Source organism: Burkholderia sp. IMCC1007 (assembly GCF_027257875.1).
Taxonomy (GTDB): domain Bacteria; phylum Pseudomonadota; class Gammaproteobacteria; order Burkholderiales; family Burkholderiaceae; genus Burkholderia.
Genome location: NZ_JAPVQY010000006.1, coordinates 45,843 through 68,436, shown reverse-complemented (window position 1 = coordinate 68,436; position 22,594 = coordinate 45,843). Strand labels below are relative to the sequence as shown.

Sequence of the window (22,594 nt, the reverse complement as noted above, 5' to 3'; positions counted from 1 at the left end):
TCACCGCATTCGCGGTGAACCTGTCAGCGTGGGATTAAACGAGACGCGGAGGTCGCCACAATCCATTCGGATCGCGGGCCGGAAGAGACGCGGTGTAATGGAATTCGATCGGGCTCGCGAACGCAGCCGGGCGGATGACTTCTGCTTTGGCAGCTGGATGGTAAAGACTACCGAACTGACACTGGGCGGTGAGCTTGCAGAACACGCCCTTCGCCTTGGACTTGTCGAGGGACGATGGCTTCATCGACTCACAGCCGGGCATGTCTGCCGACATGACCGCGTCAGAATCCATGGACATGGATTGCAGCATCGGACATTCGCCGGTCAGGCCGCTTGCTGCCAGCCCGCTAAGGGGCAGCATCGCGCAGAGCAGCATCAGGAAAACGGTCCGGAGCAATTTCATAGCCGGCATTATAGTCTGCCGACGCCGCCGATTGCATCAGAATTGTACTGACGTTTCAGCGTTGAAACGTGCCCACAATACGCGCCCGGCCGCGGGTTCTCGCTGAATATGGGTATATCGCTTGTCGATGGATATGCAACCGTTCGATGCCGGACGATGGGGCCGTAAGTATTCAGCGATACGAAATGACCAAGCAATGATCCGGGTATTCTGACGGAGCTGTAAGCCTTCGAAAATTGTGCAGGCAACCAGATATTGGTCTCACCAGAAGCTTGCCTACGAAGCGCTCGGATTCCAACCCATGGCCGAGCACCAGCGCCGTTACGTCGTCCGCTGGCTCAAGGAACGGCTGTCGGGCCGGCAGGATCGCAGCACGGCGCTGTTCGATCTCAAGCAGTGGCTTTACGAGCACCGGGTCTTGATCGTTCACGACCGCGCATTGCAGCAACTGATCGTGCAGGCGGTGCAGGATGTGGAAGCCGCGCTGACCCATCGGCTCGAGGCGGTGTTCGGCGCCGCGGCGCTCGATCAATGGGGCCTGCTGTTGCCGCGACCTGAATGCGGCGGCCCCAGCCTGCAGCAGTGGCTCCCGTTCGTGCCGTTGCGGAACTCGACGAACCAGATGGGCGAACTGTTTCGCAAGATCGAGCGCCTGACCAAGCTCGGCGTGCATCGCGACTGGCCGGCCGCATGCAACGAAGCGGTAGTGAGGCACAACGCACGACGCTGCGCCAACCGGCCGCCGTCCGTGAGCAAGCGCATCCGGCACCCGATCCGCCGATTGGAGGCTGCCTGCTTCATGCGTTACGCGATCTGCGTCGCCACCGATCAGCTGCTGTGGATGCTCGCTCGCTGGCAGCGCAAGATGGTCAACGAAGCCGGCAGCAAGGTCGACGCAACGCGGCCCGACCTGAACCTTGTCGCAGCTAGGCCGCCCTACACCGGTAAAGTGCACGAAAATCAAGGGACCCCATTTCGCGCAGCCGCGCACGGCGGGACGGATCGGACGCCAGCCATGCGTCCACGTTTCCGGACTTGATTGGCACGATGCATCGATCGTGTGCGGCCGCGGCCCCTTCCGGTGGGGGATCGTCGGTAACTCGACGCCCACCTTCGCGCGTCGCGGCGCATACGGTGTCGCAGACCATCCGGGCTTCGCCGCTCGAATCGAGAATGATTACCCACTGCGGGTAAACGCTCTCCTTCAGCCCATTGACAGCACAATTTGAAGCGCCGAGCATTCGACTTATACGTATAAGCCAGTGCTCAGTCTCGTGGCCGCCTCAGGGCGACTGACGGAGGCCGAGCTCCCATCACGCTTTGAGCAACGAAGTGGAAGGATGTCTGGAATGGAAAGTCATATTTCGCGCCGATCTGGAAGTCAGGCCGCTATTTCGTCAGCAGAGTTTGCCGGTGCGAATCCGCCTGAAAACAATGCCGGGAAAAACGAGTCATCTTTGAAATTGAGCCGCGAATTGAGTGTGCTCGATTTGATCGTGTACGGCATGGTGTACATGCTTCCGATTGCGCCATTCGCACTTTACGGAATCATTTCCGATGTGAGCGGCGGTATGGTGCCGCTGGTATACATCGTGAGTGTCGTGGCCATGATGTTTACGGCCCGCAGTTACCAGATACTGAGCAAGGAATTTCCGGCAGCCGGATCGGCATATACCTATGCTCAAAACGGCATCGGCGATCTTGCCGGCTTTCTGGCCGGGTGGCTGGTGTTTCTCGACTACATCATCGCGCCGGGATTGCTCGCGGTTGTCAGCGCGGTGGCGATGAACAGCCTGGTGCCGGAGATACCCCGTTCCATCTGGGTGATCGGATTCGTCGGCCTCGGAACGATTCTGAATCTCGTCGGTATATCGGTAACCGCGAAGGTGAATCAGGCATTCCTCGTGATCATGCTGGTTATTCTCGCTGCGTTCGTCGGCGTCGGTCTCTTTGCGCTTTACAGCGGCATGGGGCATGGCCGGCTCACGTTCGGTTCGCTCTTCAATGTCCATACCTTCACATGGGCGGGGCTCGGGACCGGCATCCTCATCGGGTCGACGAACTTCCTGGGCTTCGACGCGATCACGACGCTCGGAGAGGAAGTGAAGAGCGAGAAACGTCATTTGGCCAGCTTTGCCGGCATGGCATCGTTGATCATCATCGCGATCCTGTTCGTGCTGCAGACATGGATTGCCGCAGACCTCGCGCCTGGCGCGAAGGTACTGTCACCGGACAGCGCCTTTTACGACATATCGGGCTACGCTGGCGGCCACTGGCTGTTCGCGATGACGTCCATCAGCACCGCGCTGGCATTCGGCGTACCGTGCACGATCGTCTGCCAAATGGCAATCGCCCGCATCATTTTCGCAATGGGACGCGACCGGCAGCTTCCCAAAGTCTTTTCCCGGCTGTCCCGCAGATCGAAGCAACCGTATGTGGCGAACATTTTCGTTGCATCCATCTCGCTGATCATTGCATTGGTCTTTCAGGATCGTCTCGACGACCTGGCCTTGTTCCAGAACTTCGGCGCATTCTCTGCATTTATCCTGGTCAACCTTTCCGTCATCGGCTACTTCAAGATCAAGAAGAGGTCGACGGATACGTGGAATCACGTGGTTCTGCCGGCGATCGGATTTCTCGTCATCGTTGCCCTCATGGTCGCGATGAGGGCCGCCACGTTGAAGATGGGCATCATTTGGCTGGTGCTCGGGCTCGTCTATTACTTTGTCATGCGTAATGTATTTGGCCGCAGTGCCGCACTGAAGATTTGAGTTCGGCATCGATGATTCCGGCTATCAGGTGAAGTCATCGATTGCCGGCCTGACGTGCAATGACTCGACGCCAGCCCTTCGTGACAAGGGGCTCGTCGGGTCATTCTTCGTTGTCGGTGCGTGACAGGACATGTCTATTTCATGAGCACTTTCGCAGTCGGTGGCCGGTCTCGCGATGGCGCCTGGGAACGCCTCTCGACGAGAGCCGGCTTTTATTCGTTTGGCTTCGTTCTTTCCGCGGACGTGCGATCGATTCTCGTCGCCGGTTCGGTCGGAACTGCGGCTGCCCGTGTCGCGCTCGTTTTCGCGCGACACTGGATGATCCTGATCGGGCTGTTTGCGGCGGTCGGTTTCGGCTTGGCCAACATCGTCCCGCTGTTCTTTTTACACGTCTCGCGGCAACAGCGCGACGCCGGCTAGGAGAGCGGCCTGCCGCGCCCGCACGATCGCCGGTGTTCAAGCGGTGGTGACTCGGCGGACCGCCGCGCACTTGCTTATCCCTCGCCGCCCCACAGAACGGTCGATTGATCGCCGGTCATGTAGTCGCGGATCTCCGCAGGGAGGGACGTGTCCGACGGTAACAGTACCGTCGCGTTGCGCAGGTGCTTCCTTTGCATGTGTCCGCGGTCGGCAAAATTCAACGCGATTCGCGTCGAAAAGGGCTGGCGAAACGACGACGACGCCACACCGGTGACCACGCCGTACAGGAAGCGAATCGGGCGACGGTGTTGAGGCGTCAGGACCGAGAACGTCATTTCGTTCTTCTGCCGCCCTTCGAAATCGATCATGAAGATCCGATCTCCCATCAGGAAACAGAAGCCGTGGTATTTGAACGAGTAGCCGACCTTGCCGTCCTGATCCAGTAACGGGAAACGCTCCACGGTCACGTACTGCACCACCGAATCGCGCTCGTAGAGGCACGTCACCGAGCGCAGGATGCGCCCCTTGTAGATCGACGAGTTGTGGTACCGGTAGTACACCCCGAGAAAATCCTGCAGCGCGGTGCTCGACGACTTGATGAGCGGCAGAAATCGCAGGAAGCTCGGTGCGGACTTCAAATCGAACGGCAGTTCGTATTCGAGTCCTTCGTAAAAGCTGCGGAATTCCGGCGGCGCCCGGAACAGGTCGGCCGGCTCCATCAGAAAAAACTTGGCGATCTTCAGAAGAACCTTCTGCGACGGAACGTGATGGCCCGCCAGATATTTGTTGAACTGCTGACGATTGATGTTCAGCTTCCGGCAGAAATCCGCGATGGAGTCGAAGGACGCCACGAGCAGCGACAGATTGCTGGCCAGGTTTGAAAGGTCGTGCTGACGATCCATGTTGTTTCTGAAGAAGTGATCGAAGGGACCGGCGGCGAACGGCGAACCGGCGCGCAACGCGGCCGGCCGTGCGTCGATTCGCCGATTCCCGTTCGGGATTTTCCGTATGGAAACCGAAGGAATGACGGCTTCAAGCGCATCGGTGCGGTATCCGAAGCGTGGGCCGTCGCGCTGCATTCACGCATGATCGAGTGTACTGCGTTTTGTGCGTCACTGTGCGTCTCATTTGCGTGCTCCGCGAAATTGAGCACGTGTTTTTAGCGGCAAATACTCCAGCCACCGATCGCATGATCCTCACACGGTCATGCACGGAACGAGCGGCACCATCGGGACATGACGCGTCGCGGTGATGCCGCAAGCATCGCGTGACCGTATCAGGAGAGGGGGAGCGCATGAAAGCAGAAACCACACGGAGATTCGAGATGTCTTTTTCCCCAGGAGGCGGCATCCATGCCGGAGCGGTCGGGCAGCGACGACGCTGGCTGCGCGCGAGCCCCGCGGCACTTACGCTGGCGCCGAGTATCGTCGTACTTTTGATGGCCGTCTATGTGTTCATCGGCTGGTCGATCGTCATCTCGTTTACCAATTCGAAGTTCGCGCCGAATTACGACTTCGTCGGTCTTGCGCAGTATGCGCGGCTATGGGATTCGGATCGATGGAATGTCGCGGTAACGAACCTCGGTTTGTTCTCGATTGCATTCATGCTGATCTCGCTCGTGATGGGGTTGCTGCTCGCGATTTTCCTCGACCAGAAAGTACGGGGCGAGGGGGCGTTCCGGATGATCTATCTGTATCCGATGGCGGTGTCGTTGATCGTCACCGGCACGGCTTGGAAGTGGATCCTGAATCCTGGCCTCGGACTGGAAAAGCTGCTGCAGGATCTTGGCATTACCGGCGTCCATGTGAACTGGCTAATCGACCCGCAGATGGCGGTCTATACGCTTGTCGTCGCCGCCGTCTGGCAAACCGCGGGCTTCGTGATGGCGATCTTCCTGGCGGGCCTGCGCGGGATCGACGGCGAAATCATCAAGGCGGCACGCATGGAAGGCGCCGGAACCCTGCGCATCTATCTGACCATCATCATCCCGATGCTGCGCGCGTCCGTGTTCAGCGTCGTAGTGATTCTGATCTACCAGGCGGTGCGGTCTTTCGACCTTGTCGTTGCGCTGACGAACGGCGGGCCGGGTTTCTCGAGCGACCTGCCGACGACGTTCATGTACAACCTGACGTTCAGTCGCGGCCAGCTCGCACAGGGCGCCGCCAGCTCCGTCATGATTCTGCTCGTCGTGATCGTCCTTACCGTCCCGTATCTCTACTCGGAGTTCAAGCGTGAACACAACGACAGTCTCTGACGCAGTCCGGCATGCGCGTCGCGTGTCCCGCCCATCGAGCACGGCGATGCGCTATGCCGCGCGTACGGTGCTCTATGCGGTCCTCGCCGGCAGCGCGGCCTTCTTCGTGATGCCGCTGCTCGTGATGGTCTTCGCTTCGTTCAAGGACATGGCGGAGATCCGGTCGACGTCGATTCTGTCCTTTCCGCTCGCGCCCACGGTCCAGCCGTGGATCGATGCATGGCAAAACGCGTGCGTCGGCATCGACTGCGTGGGGCTGCACGGGTTCTACGTGCGAACCGTGCTGATCGTCGTACCTGCCGTCTTGTTGTCCACGCTTCTTGGCGCATTGAACGGCTACGCGTTGACGAAGTTCAATTTCAGAGGGTCGAAGTTCGTCTACGCGGTGATCCTGTTCGGCACCTTCACGCCATATCAATCCGTGTTGATACCGCTTGCGAAGACGCTGGGCGTACTCGGCTTGTCAGGCAGTCTTGCAGGTCTCGTGCTCGTTCATACGGTCTACGGCCTGCCATTCACGACGATGTTCTTTCGCAATTACTTCATGACGGTGCCACAGGACCTCGTGAAGGCGGCGCGGGTCGACGGAGCGGGTTTCTGGACGACTTTTGCATACATCATCCTGCCGCTGTCGGTACCGATGATCGTCGTCACCGTGATCTGGCAGTTCACGTCGATCTGGAATGACTTCCTGTTCGGCGTGTCGTTCACGAGCGGTCAGAACACGCCCATCATGGTTGCGCTGAACAACATGGTGAGCGCGAGCGCGGGCGAACGTCCGTACAACGTCCATATGGCCGGTGCATTGCTGGCTGCTCTTCCAACGCTCGTCATTTATTTCCTGGCGGGCAAGTATTTCGTGCGCGGCTTGATGGCCGGCGCGGTCAAGGGGTAATCATGGCTTCTCTCCATATTCGCGATGTCCGCAAGAACTACGGCAGCGTTGCTTGCCTCAAGGAAATCAATATCGATGCCGACGACGGCGAGTTCCTCGTGCTGCTCGGTCCGTCCGGCTGCGGGAAGTCGACATTGCTGAACGCGATCGCGGGACTCGAACCGGTCAACGACGGCGAGATCGTCATCGACGGCTCGGTCGTCAACGACGTCGAATCCGCGAAGCGCGATATCGCGATGGTGTTTCAGTCGTATGCGCTTTACCCGACGATGACGGTGCGCAAGAACCTGACATTCGGGATGCGCGTGCGTGGGGCATCGCGATCCGAGCAGGAGGAGGCGGTCAAGCGGGTCGCGGCGATCCTGCAGCTCGATCAGTTGCTCGATCGCAAGCCCAGTCAGCTGTCGGGTGGCCAGCGCCAGCGCGTTGCAATGGGGCGCGCGATGGTGCGGGAACCCAAGATATTCCTGTTCGACGAGCCGCTGTCGAATCTCGACGCGAAACTGCGCACGGAAATGCGCGCGGAAATCAAGAAGCTGCACCAGCGTGTCGGCACGACGACGGTCTACGTGACGCACGACCAGATCGAAGCGATGACGCTGGCGACGAAGATCGTGGTCATGCGGGGCGGCGAGGTGCAACAGATCGGCACGCCGGAAGACGTTTATGATCGCCCGGCGAACCTGTTCGTCGCGCGCTTCATCGGATCGCCTGCGATGAACTGCCTGGACGGCGTGCTGCGCGGCGGCGACACGCACGCCGTTTTCATCGGCGGCGACGGCAGCGGGCACACGCTCGAGATCGCGCTGGGCTCGCTCAGCGACGCGCAACGATGCTACCTCGATCGGGAAGTCGTACTGGGCGTTCGCCCGGAATGGCTCGCGCCAGGCGTCGGGTCCGCAAGCTTCCAGGCGACGGTCGACGTCGTGGAGCCGACGGGCGCCGACAACTTCGTGCTGTTGTCGGTTGCGGGAGAATCGATCATGGCCCGCTTCGCGCCAGGCGTCGGGCGCGTCGGGGACGTGATGCAGCTCGTCGTCAACGCCGACAAGGCACTTATTTTCGACCCGGCGACCGAACAACGCGTCGTATGAAGGGACATGCCGGTCGGTATCGCGGTGTGCGCGGCCGGCCCGTCTCGGGACGATGAACATTGAGCGGAATGACGAACATTCGATGGCGGGACCGATGTCGAGTATCGACGAACAATACTATCGGGACACGGTGATCGATCTCTGCGACCTGGCTCGCACGCTGTGCGCTGCCGTGGCGCACGACACGCTCGCCATTACGCGAAAGCGCGATGCGTCGCCCGTCACCGAACTCGACAGGCGTATCGAGCTGGCACTACGCGCCCATATTCAGGCGCGGCACCCGCTGGATTCCATCGTCGGCGAGGAATTCGGCGTGATCGAGGGACGAGCGGGCGGGGCAACGCACCGGAGATGGGTCATCGATCCGCTTGACGGGACGCGCGCCTTCGTGACGGGCAGTCCATTATGGGGAACGCTCGTCGGCGTACTATGCGACGGTGTGCCATGGCTCGGCGCGATCGACATGCCGGCCCTCGGACGGCGGCTGATCGCAAGCAGCACCGATGCCGCGACGCATGTCGAGCCGGCTGCCGGCACGGCTGTGCCACTGTCGGCGGCGCGCATGTGCACGACGACGCCGGACAAGTTAACGCCCGGCGAGCAGCCGGCGTACGCGCGGCTCGTCGCGCGTGTCGCCGTCCATCGATATGGCGGCGATTGCTTCAATTACGCGGCACTGGCCACCGGGCGGTGCGACCTCGTCGTCGAATCGGGGCTCGCCCCCCACGATTTCCTGCCGATCGTCCCGATCGTCGAAGCGGCCGGCGGCCGGATGACGGACTGGCGCGGACAACGTTTGAGCGAGCGTTCGGCGGGCGATGTCGTCGCGGCGTCGAGCGGCGCGCTTCATGCGAGCGTGATTGCATTGCTGGCCGGATCGAATGCGTGAAGGATCTGGCGTGTATCCCTGTAAAATGCGGCATTGCCAGTCCACAGGCGGATGCCTTCCCATCGATGAAGCGTGCCGTATCAATGAAGGACGTCGCATTGGCCGCCGGCGTCTCTCAGCCCGCGGTCTCCTATGCGTACAACAAGCCGTCGGAAATCTCCGAGGCGCAGCGCGAGCATATTTTCGCCGTCGCGAAAAAACTCGGCTATCCCGGGCCCAACGTACGTGGGCGCAGTCTGCGCTCCGGGCGGGTCGGTGCCGTCGGCCTGATGATCATGGACGAGTTGCCTTACGCATTCGCCGATCCGGCAACCACCTGCCTGCTGCGCGGCATCGCTGAAATCAGCGAACTCGCGAACGTCGCGCTCGCGCTTTTCCCGCTGCAGAAGGATCTGGCGAATCATGCCGGCGATGCCGAGAACGGCAGCCTCGCGGTACGCGGGTTCGTCGACGGACTGATCGCGTACTCGCTGCCGGATCGCTACCCGGTCATCGAGGTCGCGCGCCGGCAGGGTATCCCGGTCGTGATCGTCGACGCACCGATCATCGACAAGGTGCCGTTCGTCGGGATCGACGATCTGCAGTCCGCCGTCGTCCAGATGCGGCACCTGATCGAGCTCGGCCACCGGCGGATCGGCATCGTGGCCGACCGGCTGCGTCCGGATGGCTTCAAGGGCGTCGTCACGAGGCAGCGCTTCCAGGAAGCCACGGAAAACGTCGTGCGAGCCCGCATCGACGGCTATCTGCGCGCGGCCGAAGCGGCGGGGCTCGGCTTTGACGACCTGTTGATGGTCGAGGCCGGCGGCTTCGATCGTGCATCGGGCATCTGGGCGGCCGAACAGATCCTGCAGCATACGGGCTTGACGGCAGTGGCGGCGACGTCGGACGTGATGGCGCTCGCGCTCGTGCAGGCCGCGCGTGAACGCGGCGTGGCGGTGCCCGAGTGCCTCTCCGTGATCGGCTTCGACGATATACCGGAAGCAGCCGGCGCAGGGCTCACGACCATCCATCAGCCGCTGATCGAGAAAGGCCGTCAGGCCGCGCAACTTCTCAGCGAACTCCTCAGTGGCCCCGCTTCCCGCAAGTCGCGCGTGCCCAGGGTGCTCCTGCCGACGGAGCTGGTGGTGCGGTCGACGACGCAGGCGCCGGCCGCGGCAAGATAGGCGCGGCCGGCGTATCGCGGTGTATCGCGGCGTATGGACAGGCTTCGCTTCAGTGACCGACGAACTGGCTGGCCACACGAAGCGCATTCGCGGCGATCGTGAGCGCCGGGTTGACCGCCGCGGAGGACGGGAACCACGAACTGTCGACGATCCACGCGTTCTCCACGTCGTGAAGCCTGCAGTTCGTGTCGAGCACGCTCGTGCTCGGGTCGTTGCCCATCACGGCCGTGCCGCATTGATGCGAGTTGGTCGCGATTCCCATGCGCTTCGTCAACACGAGCGGATACCCGGCCCGCCGCATCATCGCGACCGCCTTCTTCACGAGCGCCCGGTGCGCACGCAGGTTGTTGGCGCGCCACCTGATGCGGATGCGACCCGACTGCGGGTCGACGGTGACGCGGTTCTCCGGATCGGGAAGGTCCTCGCTGGTCAGGTACAGATCGACGCTGTGGTCGGTCATGTAGCGCGAAACGGCCTTCGGCAGCCACGGATACATGCCCGTCACCATCGGCTCGCGGATCTTGCCGAGCATCTGTACGTTACCGAGCGGGAATGCGTTCTGCGGGGAACGCAGATACCAGTCGTTGATCGCGAGCGTTTTCTGGAAGAGCACGTCGTTGGCACGGCGCGGATCGACGGCGAGCATGAACGTGCTGTTGTGAACCATATAGTTCCGGCCGAGCATCCCCGAACGGTTGCCGACACCGGCCGGATGCGCACGATCGGCCGATCGCAGCAGAAGGGCTGCCGAGTTCACCGCGCCGCACGCGAGGACGAACCGCTTCGCGCGGATGCGAACCGGCTGCCCGTCGCGAACGCCGAGCGCCTCCTCGATGCGCGTGCCGTCGGCCGACATCACGAGACGATCGATACGGGTGCGCACCATCAGCCGCGCGCCGCCGCCGCCGACGAGCGGCCGCAGTACGGACACTTCCGCATCGCCCTTCGCGTCGACCAGGCATGGATAGCCGTCGCAGGTCGAGCAGAGCACGCACGGCCGTTCGCGGCCGTAGTTGACGGCCGCCGGCATCACGAACGGACGAAGCCCTTGCGCACGCATCGCCGCAGCGAGCGGCCGCAACGCAGGGTCATGTTCCAGCGCGGGAAACGGATAGTCGCCGGAGCGCCACGGATCGGTCGGATCCTTGCCGCTCGCGCCATGGACGTTGTAAAGCCGCTCCGCGGCGGCGTAGTACGGCTCCATGTCGGCGTAAGTGATCGGCCACGCGGGCGAGATTCCTTCGGCGTGCTGAATCGTGCCGAAATCGGCTTCCCTGAACCGTGGAAGCATGGCACCGAAGACCTTCGTGTTGCCGCCGACGTAGTAGAAGACCCCGGGTGAAAACGGCTTCCCGGCGTCGTCGATCCACGACTCCGCGTTGCGGTAGCGTCCTTCGCGAAATACGGCCTCGGCCTGCCAATTCTGGATTTCACGAGGCAGGAAATCGCCACGCTCGACGATGAGCACGTCGAGGCCGTGACCCGAGATGCCCTGCGCGAAACTCGAGCCGCCCATGCCGGATCCCACGATGACCACGTCGCAGGTAATGATTCCATCGCTGCCGGGCACGACCGTCGGGACTTCGCGCCGGAGAACCGGCGCGAAGCTGGACAGATCGGACGCCGGACGATGAACAAGCGTTGCATCGCTCATGCGCTGACTACCTTACAGATGTTGCTCTGAGTTGCGGAATTGTGCGTATTCTTCCTGTCGCTCGTCGTCGATATAGGCCGGAATCGGGAAATCCCACCAGCCCGGCACCCACGGGCCGGCCGCGTCGCGATCCGTCGGAATCTCGATCAGGCACGGCTCGTTGCTTTCAAGCGCCTGCTGGAGAATCGGCTCGAGTTCGTCATTGCTGTTCACGCGCCACGACTTGAGACCGAACGCCTTGCCGACTGCCTCGAAGTCGGGCGAGTACGGGCGTCCGTCCGGATAGTTGAACTCGGTACCGATATGGCGGCTCGTCTGCTTGCGCTGGCCGCCGCGAATCGACATATACCCGGCGTTGTTCTGGACGATGAAGATCACCGGCAGGTTGTTGGTGACGCAAATCGCGATTTCCTGCGACGTCATCAGGAAGTCGCCGTCACCGAGAATGCAGACCACCGGGCTGTCCGGCTTCGCGAGCTTCGCCCCGATGGCCGCGGGCACCGCCCAGCCCATCGACGAAAAGCCGCCGGAGGTCAGGTGGGTACGCGGGGTGTAGACCGGGAAGGTCTGTTTGACCGCGCCCTGGGTATTGCCCGAGCCAACCACCACGATGGTGTCGCGCGGGAAGATCTTGCGCAGCGCGCCGAGCGGCCGTTGCGACGTGAACGGGAAGCGGTCGGAATCGCGGCGCGTGGCCAGCTTGGCTTCCCATTCCGCCTTGTGCGCGGCGACCTCGGCCAGATATTCGCCACGGTCGGCCGAATCGCCTTCGAGCGCCTCGACGATGTGCGCGAGCGCGTATTTGGCGTCGGCGACGATGCCGACGGCGACCGGATAGTTCTTGCCGATCTCGTGCGGATCGATATCGATATGGATCAGCTTGCCGGGCGGAATCGAGAACGTGACGCCTTTCGCGTAGCTCGACGACGACCAGTCGGTGAAACGGCAGCCGACCGCGAGGATCACGTCCGCGCTCGACGCGACCTTGTTGCCGCACATCGTGCCGGTTTGGCCGACACTGCCCGCGAACAGCGTGTGATCTTCGGGGAAACCGCTCTTGCCGTTCCAGGTGGTGACGACCGGAATCTGCCACTTCTCGGCGAGCGCAAGCACTTCCGCGGCCGCTTCGCCGGTGATGACGCCGCCGCCGATGACCATCACCGGGCGCCTGGCCTGCCGAAGCACGTCGGCCGCCTTGGCGACGGCGACAGGATCCGGATACACCTTGCCGAGCGGCACGCGTTCCTCGAGCTGGTGCAGCGTGACTTCCGCGGCCTCGGCCTGCGTGTCCATCGGAATCTCGACGTGAACCGGTCCGGGGCGGCCGGTCAGCATCGAGCTGAATGCGCGATGCATGATGAACGGCAGCTCCTCGACGCGCTGTGCCACCCAATGGCGCTTGGACACGGCCTCGGCGATCTTCGGAAAATCGTTGTCGACGTAGCGTTCGAGTTCCTGAAGCAGCCCGTGACCGCGCATGTGCGTGGGCGGCCCGCCGGTGATGAGCATGACGCTCGTCGAATCGGTGAAGGCCGTTGCCATCCCGATGACCGTGTTGCTCGCGCCTGCGCCGATCGACGTGACTGCCGCCATCGGCTTGCCCGACACGCGGTAGTAGCCGTCGGCCAGATGCACCGCGCTTTGCTCGTGAAACACCTGGATGAAGCGAATCTCCGAGTCCTTCTCGAGGAACGCATCCGTCAGCGTCCAGATGCCGTGACCGGGAATGCCGGCGACGTATTCGACACCGTAGTTCTTCAACGTCTGGGCGACGATTTGACTTCCGGTAAGCTTTGCCATTTTTCTATCCTGACTAGGATTTGAGGACATCCGCGCGCGACAACGATGGCCCGCGCGGGACTTCACTGACTGCGTTACGCAGCCGCTCGCGCGGCCCATTGCAGGCCTTGCATCGTGAGGCGGCGAACGTTGATGTCGGACAGGTTGCCGACGTCGTGGCCGATCGAGTGGTAGAACACGCGACCGCGCCCCCACTGCTTGACCCATGCGACCGGGCTGCGATTGCCGGCCAGCCACGGGAACGGCTTGCCATCGAAAGTCGTTTCGGCCAGCACGTGGTTGTTCGGATCGACCTGCATGTAGTACTGCTCCGAACGGACCTCGAAGTCTTCGACGCCGTGCGTGACCGGATGGTCGTGATCGATCACGTTGACCATGTACGGATGCGGATAGCCCTCGCCGGCAGGATGCTCGATGAACGACCCGCCGAGCACCATGTGATAGCGAAGGCTTGCGCGAAACGCCGCGGCGGCGCCATGCCATGCGGCGAGACCCGTGCCGTTCTCGACCGCGTCCAGCAGATGCTTTTCCTGGGACGCGGTCAGCGTCTCGGTCGTGACGGCGTTGTTCCAGCCGATCACGATCAAATCGAAGGCGGACAGATCGCGATCGAGCGTGAAGATGTCGGTCGAACCTTCGACCTCCCAGCCCAGTTCGTCGAACAGTCCGCGCGCCCATGCGGCGACTTCATACGGGTAGTGCCCCGGCCAGCCGCCGTACAGATGGAGAACTCGAGTCATGACTTTACTCCTTGTTCAATGGAACTTATACGTATAAGTTGGCGAAATGCTGCGCGCCCAAAATGGCGATGTCAAGCACTAGAAAACCCTCGGCCAGAGCGGGGGCGGAAGGCGGTATCCGGGCGCGCGGGTAGCGGAGCGGAGCGCGGCGGAACGAACGGAGCGACGCGCATCGGCATCTGCGTCAGCGCGGTGCGTCATGTCGCGTCGGCTTCGACGTGGATGCGAAATTGTGTCGGCAAATTCGGCCCGCGAAAATTTGCCCGTGTGATCGAATTCGTTCGGATCGTGCACCGTCGCAACGCGGGCATCGCGCTGCATGGTCGGGAAACACTCTTGGAGATTTTTGTGATCCAGCATCTTAAGAAAAGCAAGCCGATGGAGGCGCAACTCGAGATCGCGAAGCAGGTGCGCGATACGGTCGAACAGATCATCGCGGACGTCGCCGCCAATGGAGACGCTGCCGTGCGCGAATACTCGATGCGGTTCGACAAATGGAATCCGGCCTCCTTTCGTCTGTCGGACGCGGAGATCAGCGCGTGTGTCGCGACCCTGTCGGAACGCGAACTGGACGACATCAAGTTTGCGCAGCAGCAAGTTCGCCGGTTTGCCCTGGCGCAGAAGGACGCGCTGCGTGACATCGAAGTCGAGACGCTGCCGGGTGTCGTGCTCGGTCACCGGAACATTCCGGTGAATTCCGTCGGCTGCTATATCCCGGGCGGGAAGTATCCGCTGCTGGCTTCCGCTCATATGAGCGTGCTCACGGCCAAGGTTGCCGGTGTCAAGCGTGTGGTGGCCGTGGCACCGCCGTTCGACGGAAAGCCGCACCCGGCGATCGTCACGGCGATGCATCTCGCGGGCGCGGACGAGATCTATTGCGTCGGCGGCGTTCAGGCGATTGCCGCATTGGCACTCGGTACGGATCAGTTCGAGCCGGTCGACATGATCGTCGGCCCGGGCAATGCATACGTGGCCGAAGCGAAGCGCCAGCTGTTCGGCAAGATCGGGATCGACCTGATCGCAGGCCCGACGGAGACGCTCGTCATCGCCGACGATTCGTCGGACGTCGAGATCGTTGCGGCCGACCTGCTTGGCCAGGCCGAGCACGGCGTGAATTCGCCGGTCGTGTTCCTGACGAATTCCGGCAAGCTCGCGGATGGCCTGCCGGCGGAAATCGAGCGCCAGCTCGCAGTGTTGCCGACCGCGGCCGTCGCGTCGGTCGCGTGGCGCGACTATGGCGAGATCATCCTGTGCGACACCGTCGACGAAATGGTCGAAGAAGCCGATCGGATCGCGTCCGAGCACGTTCAGGTGATGACGCGCGATCCGCTTTATTTCCTCGAGCACATGACGAACTACGGTGCGCTGTTCCTCGGCGACCGTACCAATGTGTCGTATGGCGACAAGGTGATCGGCACGAACCATACGTTGCCGACGACGAAGGCCGCACGCTATACCGGCGGGCTGTGGGTCGGCAAATTCATCAAGACCTGCACATATCAGCGGGTGCTGACCGACGAAGCTTCGGCCATGCTCGGTGAATACTGCTCGCGACTGTGTGCAATGGAGGGCTTTGCGGGGCACAAGGAACAAGCCGATATCCGCGTCCGTCGCTTCGGAAAGCGAGCGGACTGACATCGGGCGGCAACGTCGGGCAGCGATTCGGCACTCGAAAGAGTGCCGTTTTTTTTGGATCGAATCGAGCGAGCTCGCCCGGTTCCGGGACGCGCGAACGCCATTTTTACGGAGCGAATGCGAGTGCGTCGTAGTGCGACACAAATTGTGTCTTTGCGAAATTGAGCGGCATTTATTGGACTTCAATACTGCGTCGCGGGTGAGGAGGCAGTGATCGGGTTTTCGTCCGACGCAATACGTCTGGAGCGGTATCCCGACCGGAAAGCGCGGCAGTCGTCAAAACGGCAGGAGGGGGTGACGATCAGCTGGCGCCCGATGGCCTCTTCACCGTACTCCGGTCGTTCAGGATAGTTGTCCTGACGATGGGATAGAAACGGAGCGGTATGCGGAAGACGCATCAACACCGCTTTGATCGATGTGTACTTCGTGGACGGACACGTGAAATGAAAAGAAAAGTCATCTCGGCAATCTCTCTGTCGATTACCGCCTATGCGGCCGGCGCGCACGCGCAAAGCTCGGTCACGCTTTACGGCATCGTCGATACCGGCATCGCGTACATTCACAACAGCGGCGGACAATCGTCGCAATGGAAGATGTCGGCCGGAAATCTGTCCGGAAACGAATGGGGGCTCAAGGGCACCGAGGATCTCGGCGGAGGCTTGTCCGCGAGCTTCCAGCTCGAGAACGGCTTCGATCTCGGCTCGGGCCAGTTGCAGAACGACGGCCGCATGTTCGGGCGGCAAGCCTTCGTCGGACTCGGCAGCACGCGTTTGGGCACGGTTACGTTGGGTCGGCAATACGATCCGGTGACGGATCTGGTTCAGCCGATCACCGCCGATTCATACAGCGGCCTGTTCGCGACGCCGGGCGATATCGACAATTACGACGACAGTGCGCGCTTCAATAGTGCGGTCAAGTGGACGAGCCCGTCGTGGGGCGGTGTCACGGTCGAGACCATGTATGCGTTCGGCGGTGTGGCGGGATCGACAGGCTCGGGGCAAAGCTGGTCGGCCGCGGCGGCCTACAGCGGCGGCGCGCTCAGCGTGGCGGGCGGGTTCCTCCATGTGGACAACGGCAATGCCAGGACGTCGGCACGCGGAACGTCGAGCGCAGACAGTTTCTTCAACAGCGCCGTCAATTCCGCGTACGCGACTGCCCGCGGCATCGATATCGGGCGGATCGGTGCACAGTACGTCGTCGGGCCGCTCACGGCCGGTGCGGCGTACTCGTACACGCGATATACGTCGGACGGCGCGTCGACGTTCGCGGGTTCGCAGCACTTCCAGAACGGTTCCGTATTCGCGAGCTGGATGACGACACCGACATTCCAGGTGATCGGGGGCTACAACTACACGCGTTCGGGCGGCCACTCGTCGGCGACCTATCACCAGGTCAATCTCGGCGTCGATTATCTGCTGAGCAAACGGACCGACATCTATGCGACGGCCGGCTATCAGCACGCGAGCGGCGACAACGGCCAGGGCAGCGCTCAAGCGGTGATCGGCTCTTACGACGTCAATTCGGGCGCGAATTCCCAGATCGTCGCGATCGTCGGCCTGCGCCACAAGTTCTGAGCTGCCTGTCACCTGCTCTGGACACATGAACCGGGCCGTTCCACGGCGTGTTGATTCCGACCGAGACATCGATATGGTCGGACGCCTGCGCACGCAGGGGGCAGCATGGCGTCGGACGGCCCGTCGCATTCGCTGGTTGGGGATCAGGCGGATGACGGCGGCTTGCGGTTTGCTGCGCACCTGCATCGGCCATTCGATTGAAGGGAAATCCAGCGGATAGACGAGTCCCGCTCCGGAGGAGCGGGACAACACCGGCGACGTCAGTTGTTCTTTGCTGCGGTTGCCAGCTTCTTGACAGCAGTGGCGGAAGTCATCGACGGGGTGTTCACGAATTGCGTGATCACGTCGACGAATGACGCGCGAATGTCACGTTCCAATGCGGCATTCTCGATGAACGACGGGACGACTGCGCCGGATTTCGCGGCTGCGGCACGGTCGGCGAAATTCAGCTTGGCGCAGTCGTCGAATTTCGATTGCGGCACATCGAGCCGCGCGGGGATCGAACCTTTGCGCAGATTGAAGTTCTCCTGCACGTCGGAGCTCATGGCCAGATTGGCGAGCGTCGCCTGGTTGGCCGCTGCGGCGGGATTCTTCTGTTTGAAGAACGTCATTGTGTCGACGACCCACACGAATGCGTGACCGCTTCCCGGCGTCGCCGCACAGACGAAGTCGATGCCCGGCTTCTTGCCCGCGCGAAGGAACTCGCCCTTTGCCCAGTCCGCATGGATCTGCATCGCTGCCTTGCCGTCGATGACCATTTGCGTTGCCACGTTCCAGTCGCGACCGGCCCGGTTCGGATCCGTGAAGCCGATGATCTTGCGCAATTGATCGAATACCTTGAGCATGGTGGGGCCCTGGATCGTCGCAGGATCGTGATCGATGATCGCCTTCTTGTAAAAGGCGGGGCCGCCGATGCCGATGGCGAGATCGCTGAAGATCTCCGCTTCCTGCCAGTCCTCGCCGCCGAGCGCGACCGGGATGATGCCGTCCTTCTTCATGCGCTCGGCCAGCGCGTTGAATTCTTCCCAGGTGGTCGGGACCTTGCCGCCGTACTTCTGCAGGATCTTGGCGTTGATCCAGAACATGTTCTCGCGGTGCTCGTTGACCGGAACGCCATACCAGTCGTTCTTGTACCTCACGTAAGGAATCAGCTCGGGGGCGATCAGCTTGTCCCAGTTGCCGGCCTTCGCGAGACTGTCGAGATTCGTGAGCTCGTTTTGTTCGGCATACGAAAAAAGCAGCTGCGGCTGGGCCTGCGCCGCTGCCGGCGCGCTTCCGGCGGCCAGCCGCGCCTGCAGCGCCTGTTGTTGATTGGCGCCGTCGTTGCCGGCGATCGCGCTGTCTTTCCATCCGATCCCCTTCTTCTGCAACGCGTCCTTGAGCGCCTGGAGCGCATAGGCTTCGCTGCTGGAGGTCCATTGATGGACGACCTCGACCGTTTGCGTTTGTGCGCCGGCCATGCCGACCATGGACAAGCTCGCGACGGTCGATGCGACCGCCCGTGCCGAAATACGCCGCAATCTTGTTTTTGCCTTCACAATCCATTCTCCTCAGATGACATCGACCTTCGCCGGTTCCCGCTCGTGCGTGGCTATGCATGAGCGCCCGGCGAGTATCGGAAGGCAAATTGACGTGCGCAATTTCGCGATTGTCCGTTTCGAGACGCACGATGACGCTACCGGGAGGCGCAACGGGTATGTCGGGATATCTCGCCGCACGCGATGCGCAGACCGCCGCGCGATCTGCTTCGCTGTGCGTCGCAAAATGGCGAACAGCGAACTTGCCCGGACAATTTTCTATGGAGAGCATGCCGGCATGCAGTCCGCCGAGCGTCTTGCAAGTGAAACCCGCCGGCTGCATCGACCGTATCGACCCTGACGACCGTATCGCGCGGATTCGTGCGGGCTCGGCGGCCGTCGTCGCGAAATTTGCACCTCATACAAGGGAGCCCTGCTGTGAACGATTACGATCGAGACGCTTACGCGGTTTTGTTGCCGGCATTCGCGGGCCTGACGCTCAGCGACGACGTGTGCCGATATCTCGACCGGGGCGGCGTGTCGGTACTGCTGGGCGAGACGCGCGACGAGTACGTCGGCCGCGCGATGAGCGTGCAGCGCCGAACGGAAGAGACCGCCGCGCACTTCACGGACATCGTCGAAGCGACCCGGAGGCGGGCAGGCGCAGCGGTGCTGGTGGCCGTCGATCAGGAACTCGGCGGGATACAACGGTTGCATGATCTCGTGCCCGCACTTCCGTCGCTCGAAGAAGCACTGCGCGCCGGCGCCGACACGATCGAGGAGCGATCCGCCGCGGCCGCGGCCGCGGCGCGCGAACTGGGCGTCAATCTGTTTCTGTCGCCGATCGCCGATGTCGTGGCGGGCGCGAATCCCTGGCTCGACGGGCGACATCTCGGCGCTGCCGCCGATGTGCTGCGCATTGCCCGCGCGTTCGTGCAGGGCGTGCAATCGGCGGGCGTTGCGGCAACCGCCAAGCATTTTCCCGGACATCCGGTCACGGAACTCGATCCGGCGCTCGCAGCGGCAATCGTGGGCGGCGGGCTCGCCGATCTCGCGCCGACACTCGACGTTTTTCGGGCCTTGATCGCGAGCGGCGTCAAGGCGGTCATGGCCGGGCCCGCGCTGGTGCCTGCGATCGACGTCGAGCATCCGTCGAGCACGTCGCGCGCTACGCTTTCGATGTTGCGTCACGAATTCGCGTTCCACGGCCTCATTATTTCCGACGATCTGGATGCGCCCGGCATCTTGCGCGGCAGAAGCATCGAGGCCACGGCTGTCGCCGCGCTCGATGCCGGTGCCGATCTGCTGCTCGTGTCGAGCGAAGCCGGGCTCGACCGCATTGCAGGCACCATCGTCGAAGCCGTCACGGGTGGCACCCTCGACGCGTCGCGGCTGGCGCAGGCGGCCAACCGCGTGCGTGCGCTCGCACGGGAACTGGATCGCGCACCGGCCACCGGCCGCCACGACGGCGAGTGAGGCGAAACGATGAGCGAACTTTCGCGCCAGGCGCATGCAGTGTTGTTTCCGGTGCTCGTGACACTCGAACTCGACGACCACATCGCCCGATTCCTCGACAACGGCGGAAAGAGTCTGCTGTTCGGCGAGACGGGCGACGAATATGCGTACGGCCAGATGAGTGCGGAGCGCCGGCGTCGCGAAACGCTCGACGCATGGCACACCACGGTCGAACAGGCGACGGCGCGTGCGGGGCACATGCTGCTCGCGGCCGACGCGGACATCGCCGCCGTACACCGGCTGCAATGGCTGACGCCGTCGTTGCCGAGCCGGAACGACGCTCAACGGATGCCGCCGCGCGAGCTGGAGGATATCTGCTTTGAAATGGCTACGGGTGTCGCGCAAACCGGAATCAATCTGGTGCTGTCACCGACCGCCGATGTCGTGACGGGGCACAACCTGTGGCTGAGCGGCCGGACGCTGGCCGACGATCCGGTTCTCGCGGCGGGGATGGTCCGTGCGTACGTACGCGGTGTGCGTCGCGCCGGCCTGCAGACCACCCTCAAGCATTTTCCAGGGCATCCGCAACTGGTGGGCCACCCGGCCACGAGCGATGCCACCGTGCCGCTCTCGCTCGCCGAATTGAGATCGCTCTGGGCGCCGTTCGAGGCGGGGATCGAGGAGGGTGTCGACGCGGTGATGATGGGGCCGGCCCGCTTCGAGGCAGTCCAGCCGGCGGTGGCGGCTTCGCTGTCGCGCGAACTGATATCGACGCTGCGCACCGAGCTGGGTTTTGCCGGACTGGTGATGACCTGCGACCTCGATCACCGGGCGACTCAGCGCGATCGCGCACTCGGCGACGTGGCTGTCGCCGCGCTGGCGGCCGGCGCGGACTTGCTGCTGCTGTCGCCGAAAGCGGTGCCGCGCATCGGTGAGGTTGCCGAAGCAATCGCACGCGCGGTAGCGGACGGGCGACTGGACGCGAGCCGTCTGCAGGCGGCCTTCGACAGCGTAAGCGCCACCGCCGGGAGACGGCCTGCATGAACGCGGGGATGGTCGTGCGCTTGGATCGCACCTCGTCGTCACGCCGATACCGGAACGTGGGCGTCGACGTCGGGACGGCGCCCGCGATTCATCTGTTCACGCGTGTCACGGCATGACTTCACATCGACCGGCGGCGCGGGTCGCGACGCGCGTCGCATTCTTCGTGGCCGGATTCGGCGCAGCGTGCTGGGCATCGCTCGTTCCGTTCGTCAAACAGCGGGCGGCCCTCGACGACGCGACACTCGGCATGTTGCTGCTGTGTATCGGCGCAGGTTCCGTGATCGCGATGATGTTGACGGGCACACTCGCTACCCGGTTCGGCAGCAAGCCGATCGTCGTCGCCGGTGGCGTCGGGCTGGCCGTGATCCTGCCGCTCCTGGCGATTGCTAACGACGCCGTCACGTTGGGTATCGCGCTGTTCGGATTCGGTGCGGCGCTCGGTTCGCTGGATGTCGCGATGAATATCAACGCGGTCGAGGTCGAGCGCATGGAAGGGCGGCCGCTGATGTCGGGATTTCATGCCCAGTACAGCATGGGCGGATTCGGCGGCTCGGCGTTGGCGACCTTTCTGCTGACCGCGCATACCGGCGTGCTCGCGAGCATGTTGTTGTGCTCGACGCCGATGTTCGCCGGGATCCTGATTGCACGGGTCAACCTGATCGAAACGCCGCGGGGACGGGGCGGCCCTCTCTTTGCGGTGCCGCGCGGCATCGTGCTGTTGCTGGCGAGTCTGGTGGCCATTTCATTCCTTCTCGACGGCGTGCTGCTCAGTTGGGGCGCGTTGTTCATTTCCGGCAAAGGGCTGGTTCCCGCCACGCAAGGCGCGCTGGGCTACATGCTTTTCTCGATCGCGATGATGGTCGGTCGGTTGAGTGGCGACACGCTCACCATGCGCGTCGGCGACCGGGCAATGACGTTCTGGGGCGGATCGATCGCCACGGTGGGCATGGTCGTTCTGCTCGTTGCGCCGAACGCGCCGATTGCACTGGCAGGCTTTCTGTCGATCGGGCTGGGTGCGTCGAACGTCGTGCCGATCATGTTTCGCCGGGCCGGGGCCCAACGCGCGATGTCGCCGTCGCTCGCCGTCGTGGCGATCACGATGACCGGCTATGCGGGCAATCTCGTTGGGCCGGCCGGCATCGGCTTCATCGCTGATAAAGCGGGATTGTCGACCGCGTTCTGGCTGTTGGCCGGCCTGATTTGCCTGATTCCGTGTTGCGCCGGCTTCGTCACGCATCCGCGAGCGGCGAGTGCTCGGCCAGTCGCGTGAACGGTCGACCTTGTCT

The 22,594-nt window shown here is 62.7% G+C and carries 19 protein-coding genes and 2 pseudogenes; 14 read left to right on the top strand and 7 right to left on the bottom strand.

Annotated features, from left to right (window positions below; genetic code table 11):
• Nucleotides 1-34: 34 nt before the first annotated feature.
• The gene (locus tag O1Q03_RS08205) at nucleotides 35-403 is read right to left on the bottom strand and encodes a hypothetical protein (protein WP_269502698.1); all 369 of its coding nucleotides are present in this window, start codon (nucleotides 401-403) and stop codon (nucleotides 35-37) included.
• Between the two features lie 262 nt (nucleotides 404-665).
• Between O1Q03_RS08205 and O1Q03_RS08200 the strand changes: the two are divergent.
• Nucleotides 666-1,316 (top strand): annotated as a pseudogene (locus tag O1Q03_RS08200) (Tn3 family transposase); the annotation flags it as partial.
• Between the two features lie 13 nt (nucleotides 1,317-1,329).
• Here the strand turns inward: O1Q03_RS08200 and O1Q03_RS40135 are convergent.
• Nucleotides 1,330-1,503, bottom strand: a pseudogene (locus tag O1Q03_RS40135) (SOS response-associated peptidase family protein); the annotation flags it as partial.
• A gap of 249 nt (nucleotides 1,504-1,752) precedes the next feature.
• Here O1Q03_RS40135 and O1Q03_RS08195 point away from each other — a divergent pair.
• Together O1Q03_RS08195 and O1Q03_RS08190 are read left to right on the top strand one after the other, a co-directional pair.
• Nucleotides 1,753-3,174 carry an APC family permease gene (locus O1Q03_RS08195; protein WP_269502696.1) on the top strand — a complete coding sequence of 474 codons (1,422 nt, stop codon included), beginning with the start codon at nucleotides 1,753-1,755 and terminating at the stop codon, nucleotides 3,172-3,174.
• Nucleotides 3,175-3,315: 141 nt separating this feature from the next.
• Nucleotides 3,316-3,594: a hypothetical protein gene (locus tag O1Q03_RS08190; protein WP_269502695.1), complete on the top strand. Its 279-nt coding sequence runs from the start codon at nucleotides 3,316-3,318 to the stop codon at nucleotides 3,592-3,594.
• A gap of 74 nt (nucleotides 3,595-3,668) precedes the next feature.
• On the opposite strand, the gene O1Q03_RS08185 is transcribed toward O1Q03_RS08190, so the two are convergent.
• Nucleotides 3,669-4,673, bottom strand: coding sequence for a helix-turn-helix domain-containing protein (locus O1Q03_RS08185; RefSeq protein ID WP_269502694.1), 1,005 nt, complete (start codon nucleotides 4,671-4,673; stop codon nucleotides 3,669-3,671).
• Between the two features lie 215 nt (nucleotides 4,674-4,888).
• On the opposite strand from O1Q03_RS08185, the gene O1Q03_RS08180 reads away from it, so the two are divergent.
• From O1Q03_RS08180 to O1Q03_RS08160, 5 genes are all read left to right on the top strand, one after another.
• Entirely contained in the window at nucleotides 4,889-5,848 is a 960-nt protein-coding gene (locus tag O1Q03_RS08180) for a carbohydrate ABC transporter permease (protein ID WP_269502876.1), read from the top strand.
• Between the two features lie 46 nt (nucleotides 5,849-5,894).
• Nucleotides 5,895-6,743, top strand: a complete 849-nt coding sequence (locus O1Q03_RS08175; protein ID WP_059480407.1) for a carbohydrate ABC transporter permease — start codon at nucleotides 5,895-5,897, stop codon at nucleotides 6,741-6,743.
• A gap of 2 nt (nucleotides 6,744-6,745) precedes the next feature.
• Nucleotides 6,746-7,837 carry an ABC transporter ATP-binding protein gene (locus tag O1Q03_RS08170; RefSeq protein ID WP_269502693.1) on the top strand — a complete coding sequence of 364 codons (1,092 nt, stop codon included), beginning with the start codon at nucleotides 6,746-6,748 and terminating at the stop codon, nucleotides 7,835-7,837.
• A 94-nt stretch (nucleotides 7,838-7,931) separates the two neighbouring features.
• Nucleotides 7,932-8,726, top strand: a complete 795-nt coding sequence (locus tag O1Q03_RS08165) for an inositol monophosphatase family protein (protein WP_269502691.1) — start codon at nucleotides 7,932-7,934, stop codon at nucleotides 8,724-8,726.
• 65 nt (nucleotides 8,727-8,791) lie between these two features.
• On the top strand, nucleotides 8,792-9,889 hold the full coding sequence (locus O1Q03_RS08160) for a LacI family DNA-binding transcriptional regulator (RefSeq protein WP_269502875.1): 1,098 nt from the start codon (nucleotides 8,792-8,794) through the stop codon (nucleotides 9,887-9,889).
• Nucleotides 9,890-9,938: 49 nt separating this feature from the next.
• Here the strand turns inward: O1Q03_RS08160 and O1Q03_RS08155 are convergent, their stop codons facing one another.
• Genes O1Q03_RS08155 through O1Q03_RS08145 form a run of 3 tightly spaced genes read right to left on the bottom strand, consistent with a single transcriptional unit; the run spans nucleotide 9,939 to nucleotide 14,083 of the window.
• Nucleotides 9,939-11,543: a GMC oxidoreductase gene (locus O1Q03_RS08155; protein WP_269502690.1), complete on the bottom strand. Its 1,605-nt coding sequence runs from the start codon at nucleotides 11,541-11,543 to the stop codon at nucleotides 9,939-9,941.
• A 12-nt stretch (nucleotides 11,544-11,555) separates the two neighbouring features.
• On the bottom strand, nucleotides 11,556-13,442 hold the full coding sequence (locus O1Q03_RS08150; protein ID WP_269502689.1) for a thiamine pyrophosphate-binding protein: 1,887 nt from the start codon (nucleotides 13,440-13,442) through the stop codon (nucleotides 11,556-11,558).
• Nucleotides 13,418-14,083, bottom strand: a complete 666-nt coding sequence (locus tag O1Q03_RS08145) for a ThuA domain-containing protein (protein ID WP_269502688.1) — start codon at nucleotides 14,081-14,083, stop codon at nucleotides 13,418-13,420. Before O1Q03_RS08145 ends, O1Q03_RS08150 begins: the two co-directional genes overlap by 25 nt.
• 348 nt (nucleotides 14,084-14,431) lie before the next feature.
• Between O1Q03_RS08145 and hisD the strand changes: the two genes are divergently transcribed.
• Both hisD and O1Q03_RS08135 read left to right on the top strand, forming a co-directional pair.
• The gene (gene hisD, locus O1Q03_RS08140; RefSeq protein WP_269502687.1) at nucleotides 14,432-15,718 is read left to right on the top strand and encodes a histidinol dehydrogenase; all 1,287 of its coding nucleotides are present in this window, start codon (nucleotides 14,432-14,434) and stop codon (nucleotides 15,716-15,718) included.
• Nucleotides 15,719-16,161: 443 nt separating this feature from the next.
• Nucleotides 16,162-17,292, top strand: a complete 1,131-nt coding sequence (locus O1Q03_RS08135) for a porin (RefSeq protein ID WP_269502686.1) — start codon at nucleotides 16,162-16,164, stop codon at nucleotides 17,290-17,292.
• Nucleotides 17,293-17,552: 260 nt separating this feature from the next.
• Here O1Q03_RS08135 and O1Q03_RS08130 read toward each other — a convergent pair whose 3' ends face one another.
• On the bottom strand, nucleotides 17,553-18,761 hold the full coding sequence (locus tag O1Q03_RS08130; protein WP_269502685.1) for an ABC transporter substrate-binding protein: 1,209 nt from the start codon (nucleotides 18,759-18,761) through the stop codon (nucleotides 17,553-17,555).
• On the opposite strand from O1Q03_RS08130, the gene O1Q03_RS08125 reads away from it, so the two are divergent.
• The 4 genes from O1Q03_RS08125 to O1Q03_RS08110 all read left to right on the top strand — a co-directional run bounded on the left by O1Q03_RS08125 (nucleotide 18,760) and on the right by O1Q03_RS08110 (nucleotide 22,578).
• Complete coding sequence (locus tag O1Q03_RS08125) at nucleotides 18,760-19,170, top strand: hypothetical protein (RefSeq protein ID WP_269502684.1); 411 nt, start codon at nucleotides 18,760-18,762, stop codon at nucleotides 19,168-19,170. The two genes, O1Q03_RS08130 and O1Q03_RS08125, sit on opposite strands and share 2 nt — an antisense overlap.
• Nucleotides 19,171-19,247: 77 nt before the next feature.
• A complete protein-coding gene (locus O1Q03_RS08120; RefSeq protein WP_269502682.1) occupies nucleotides 19,248-20,285 on the top strand; it encodes a glycoside hydrolase family 3 N-terminal domain-containing protein in 1,038 nt (345 codons plus the stop codon).
• Between the two features lie 39 nt (nucleotides 20,286-20,324).
• Entirely contained in the window at nucleotides 20,325-21,308 is a 984-nt protein-coding gene (locus O1Q03_RS08115; RefSeq protein WP_269502874.1) for a glycoside hydrolase family 3 N-terminal domain-containing protein, read from the top strand.
• Between the two features lie 112 nt (nucleotides 21,309-21,420).
• Entirely contained in the window at nucleotides 21,421-22,578 is a 1,158-nt protein-coding gene (locus O1Q03_RS08110) for an MFS transporter (protein WP_269502681.1), read from the top strand.
• The last annotated feature ends 16 nt before the right edge of the window (nucleotides 22,579-22,594 follow it).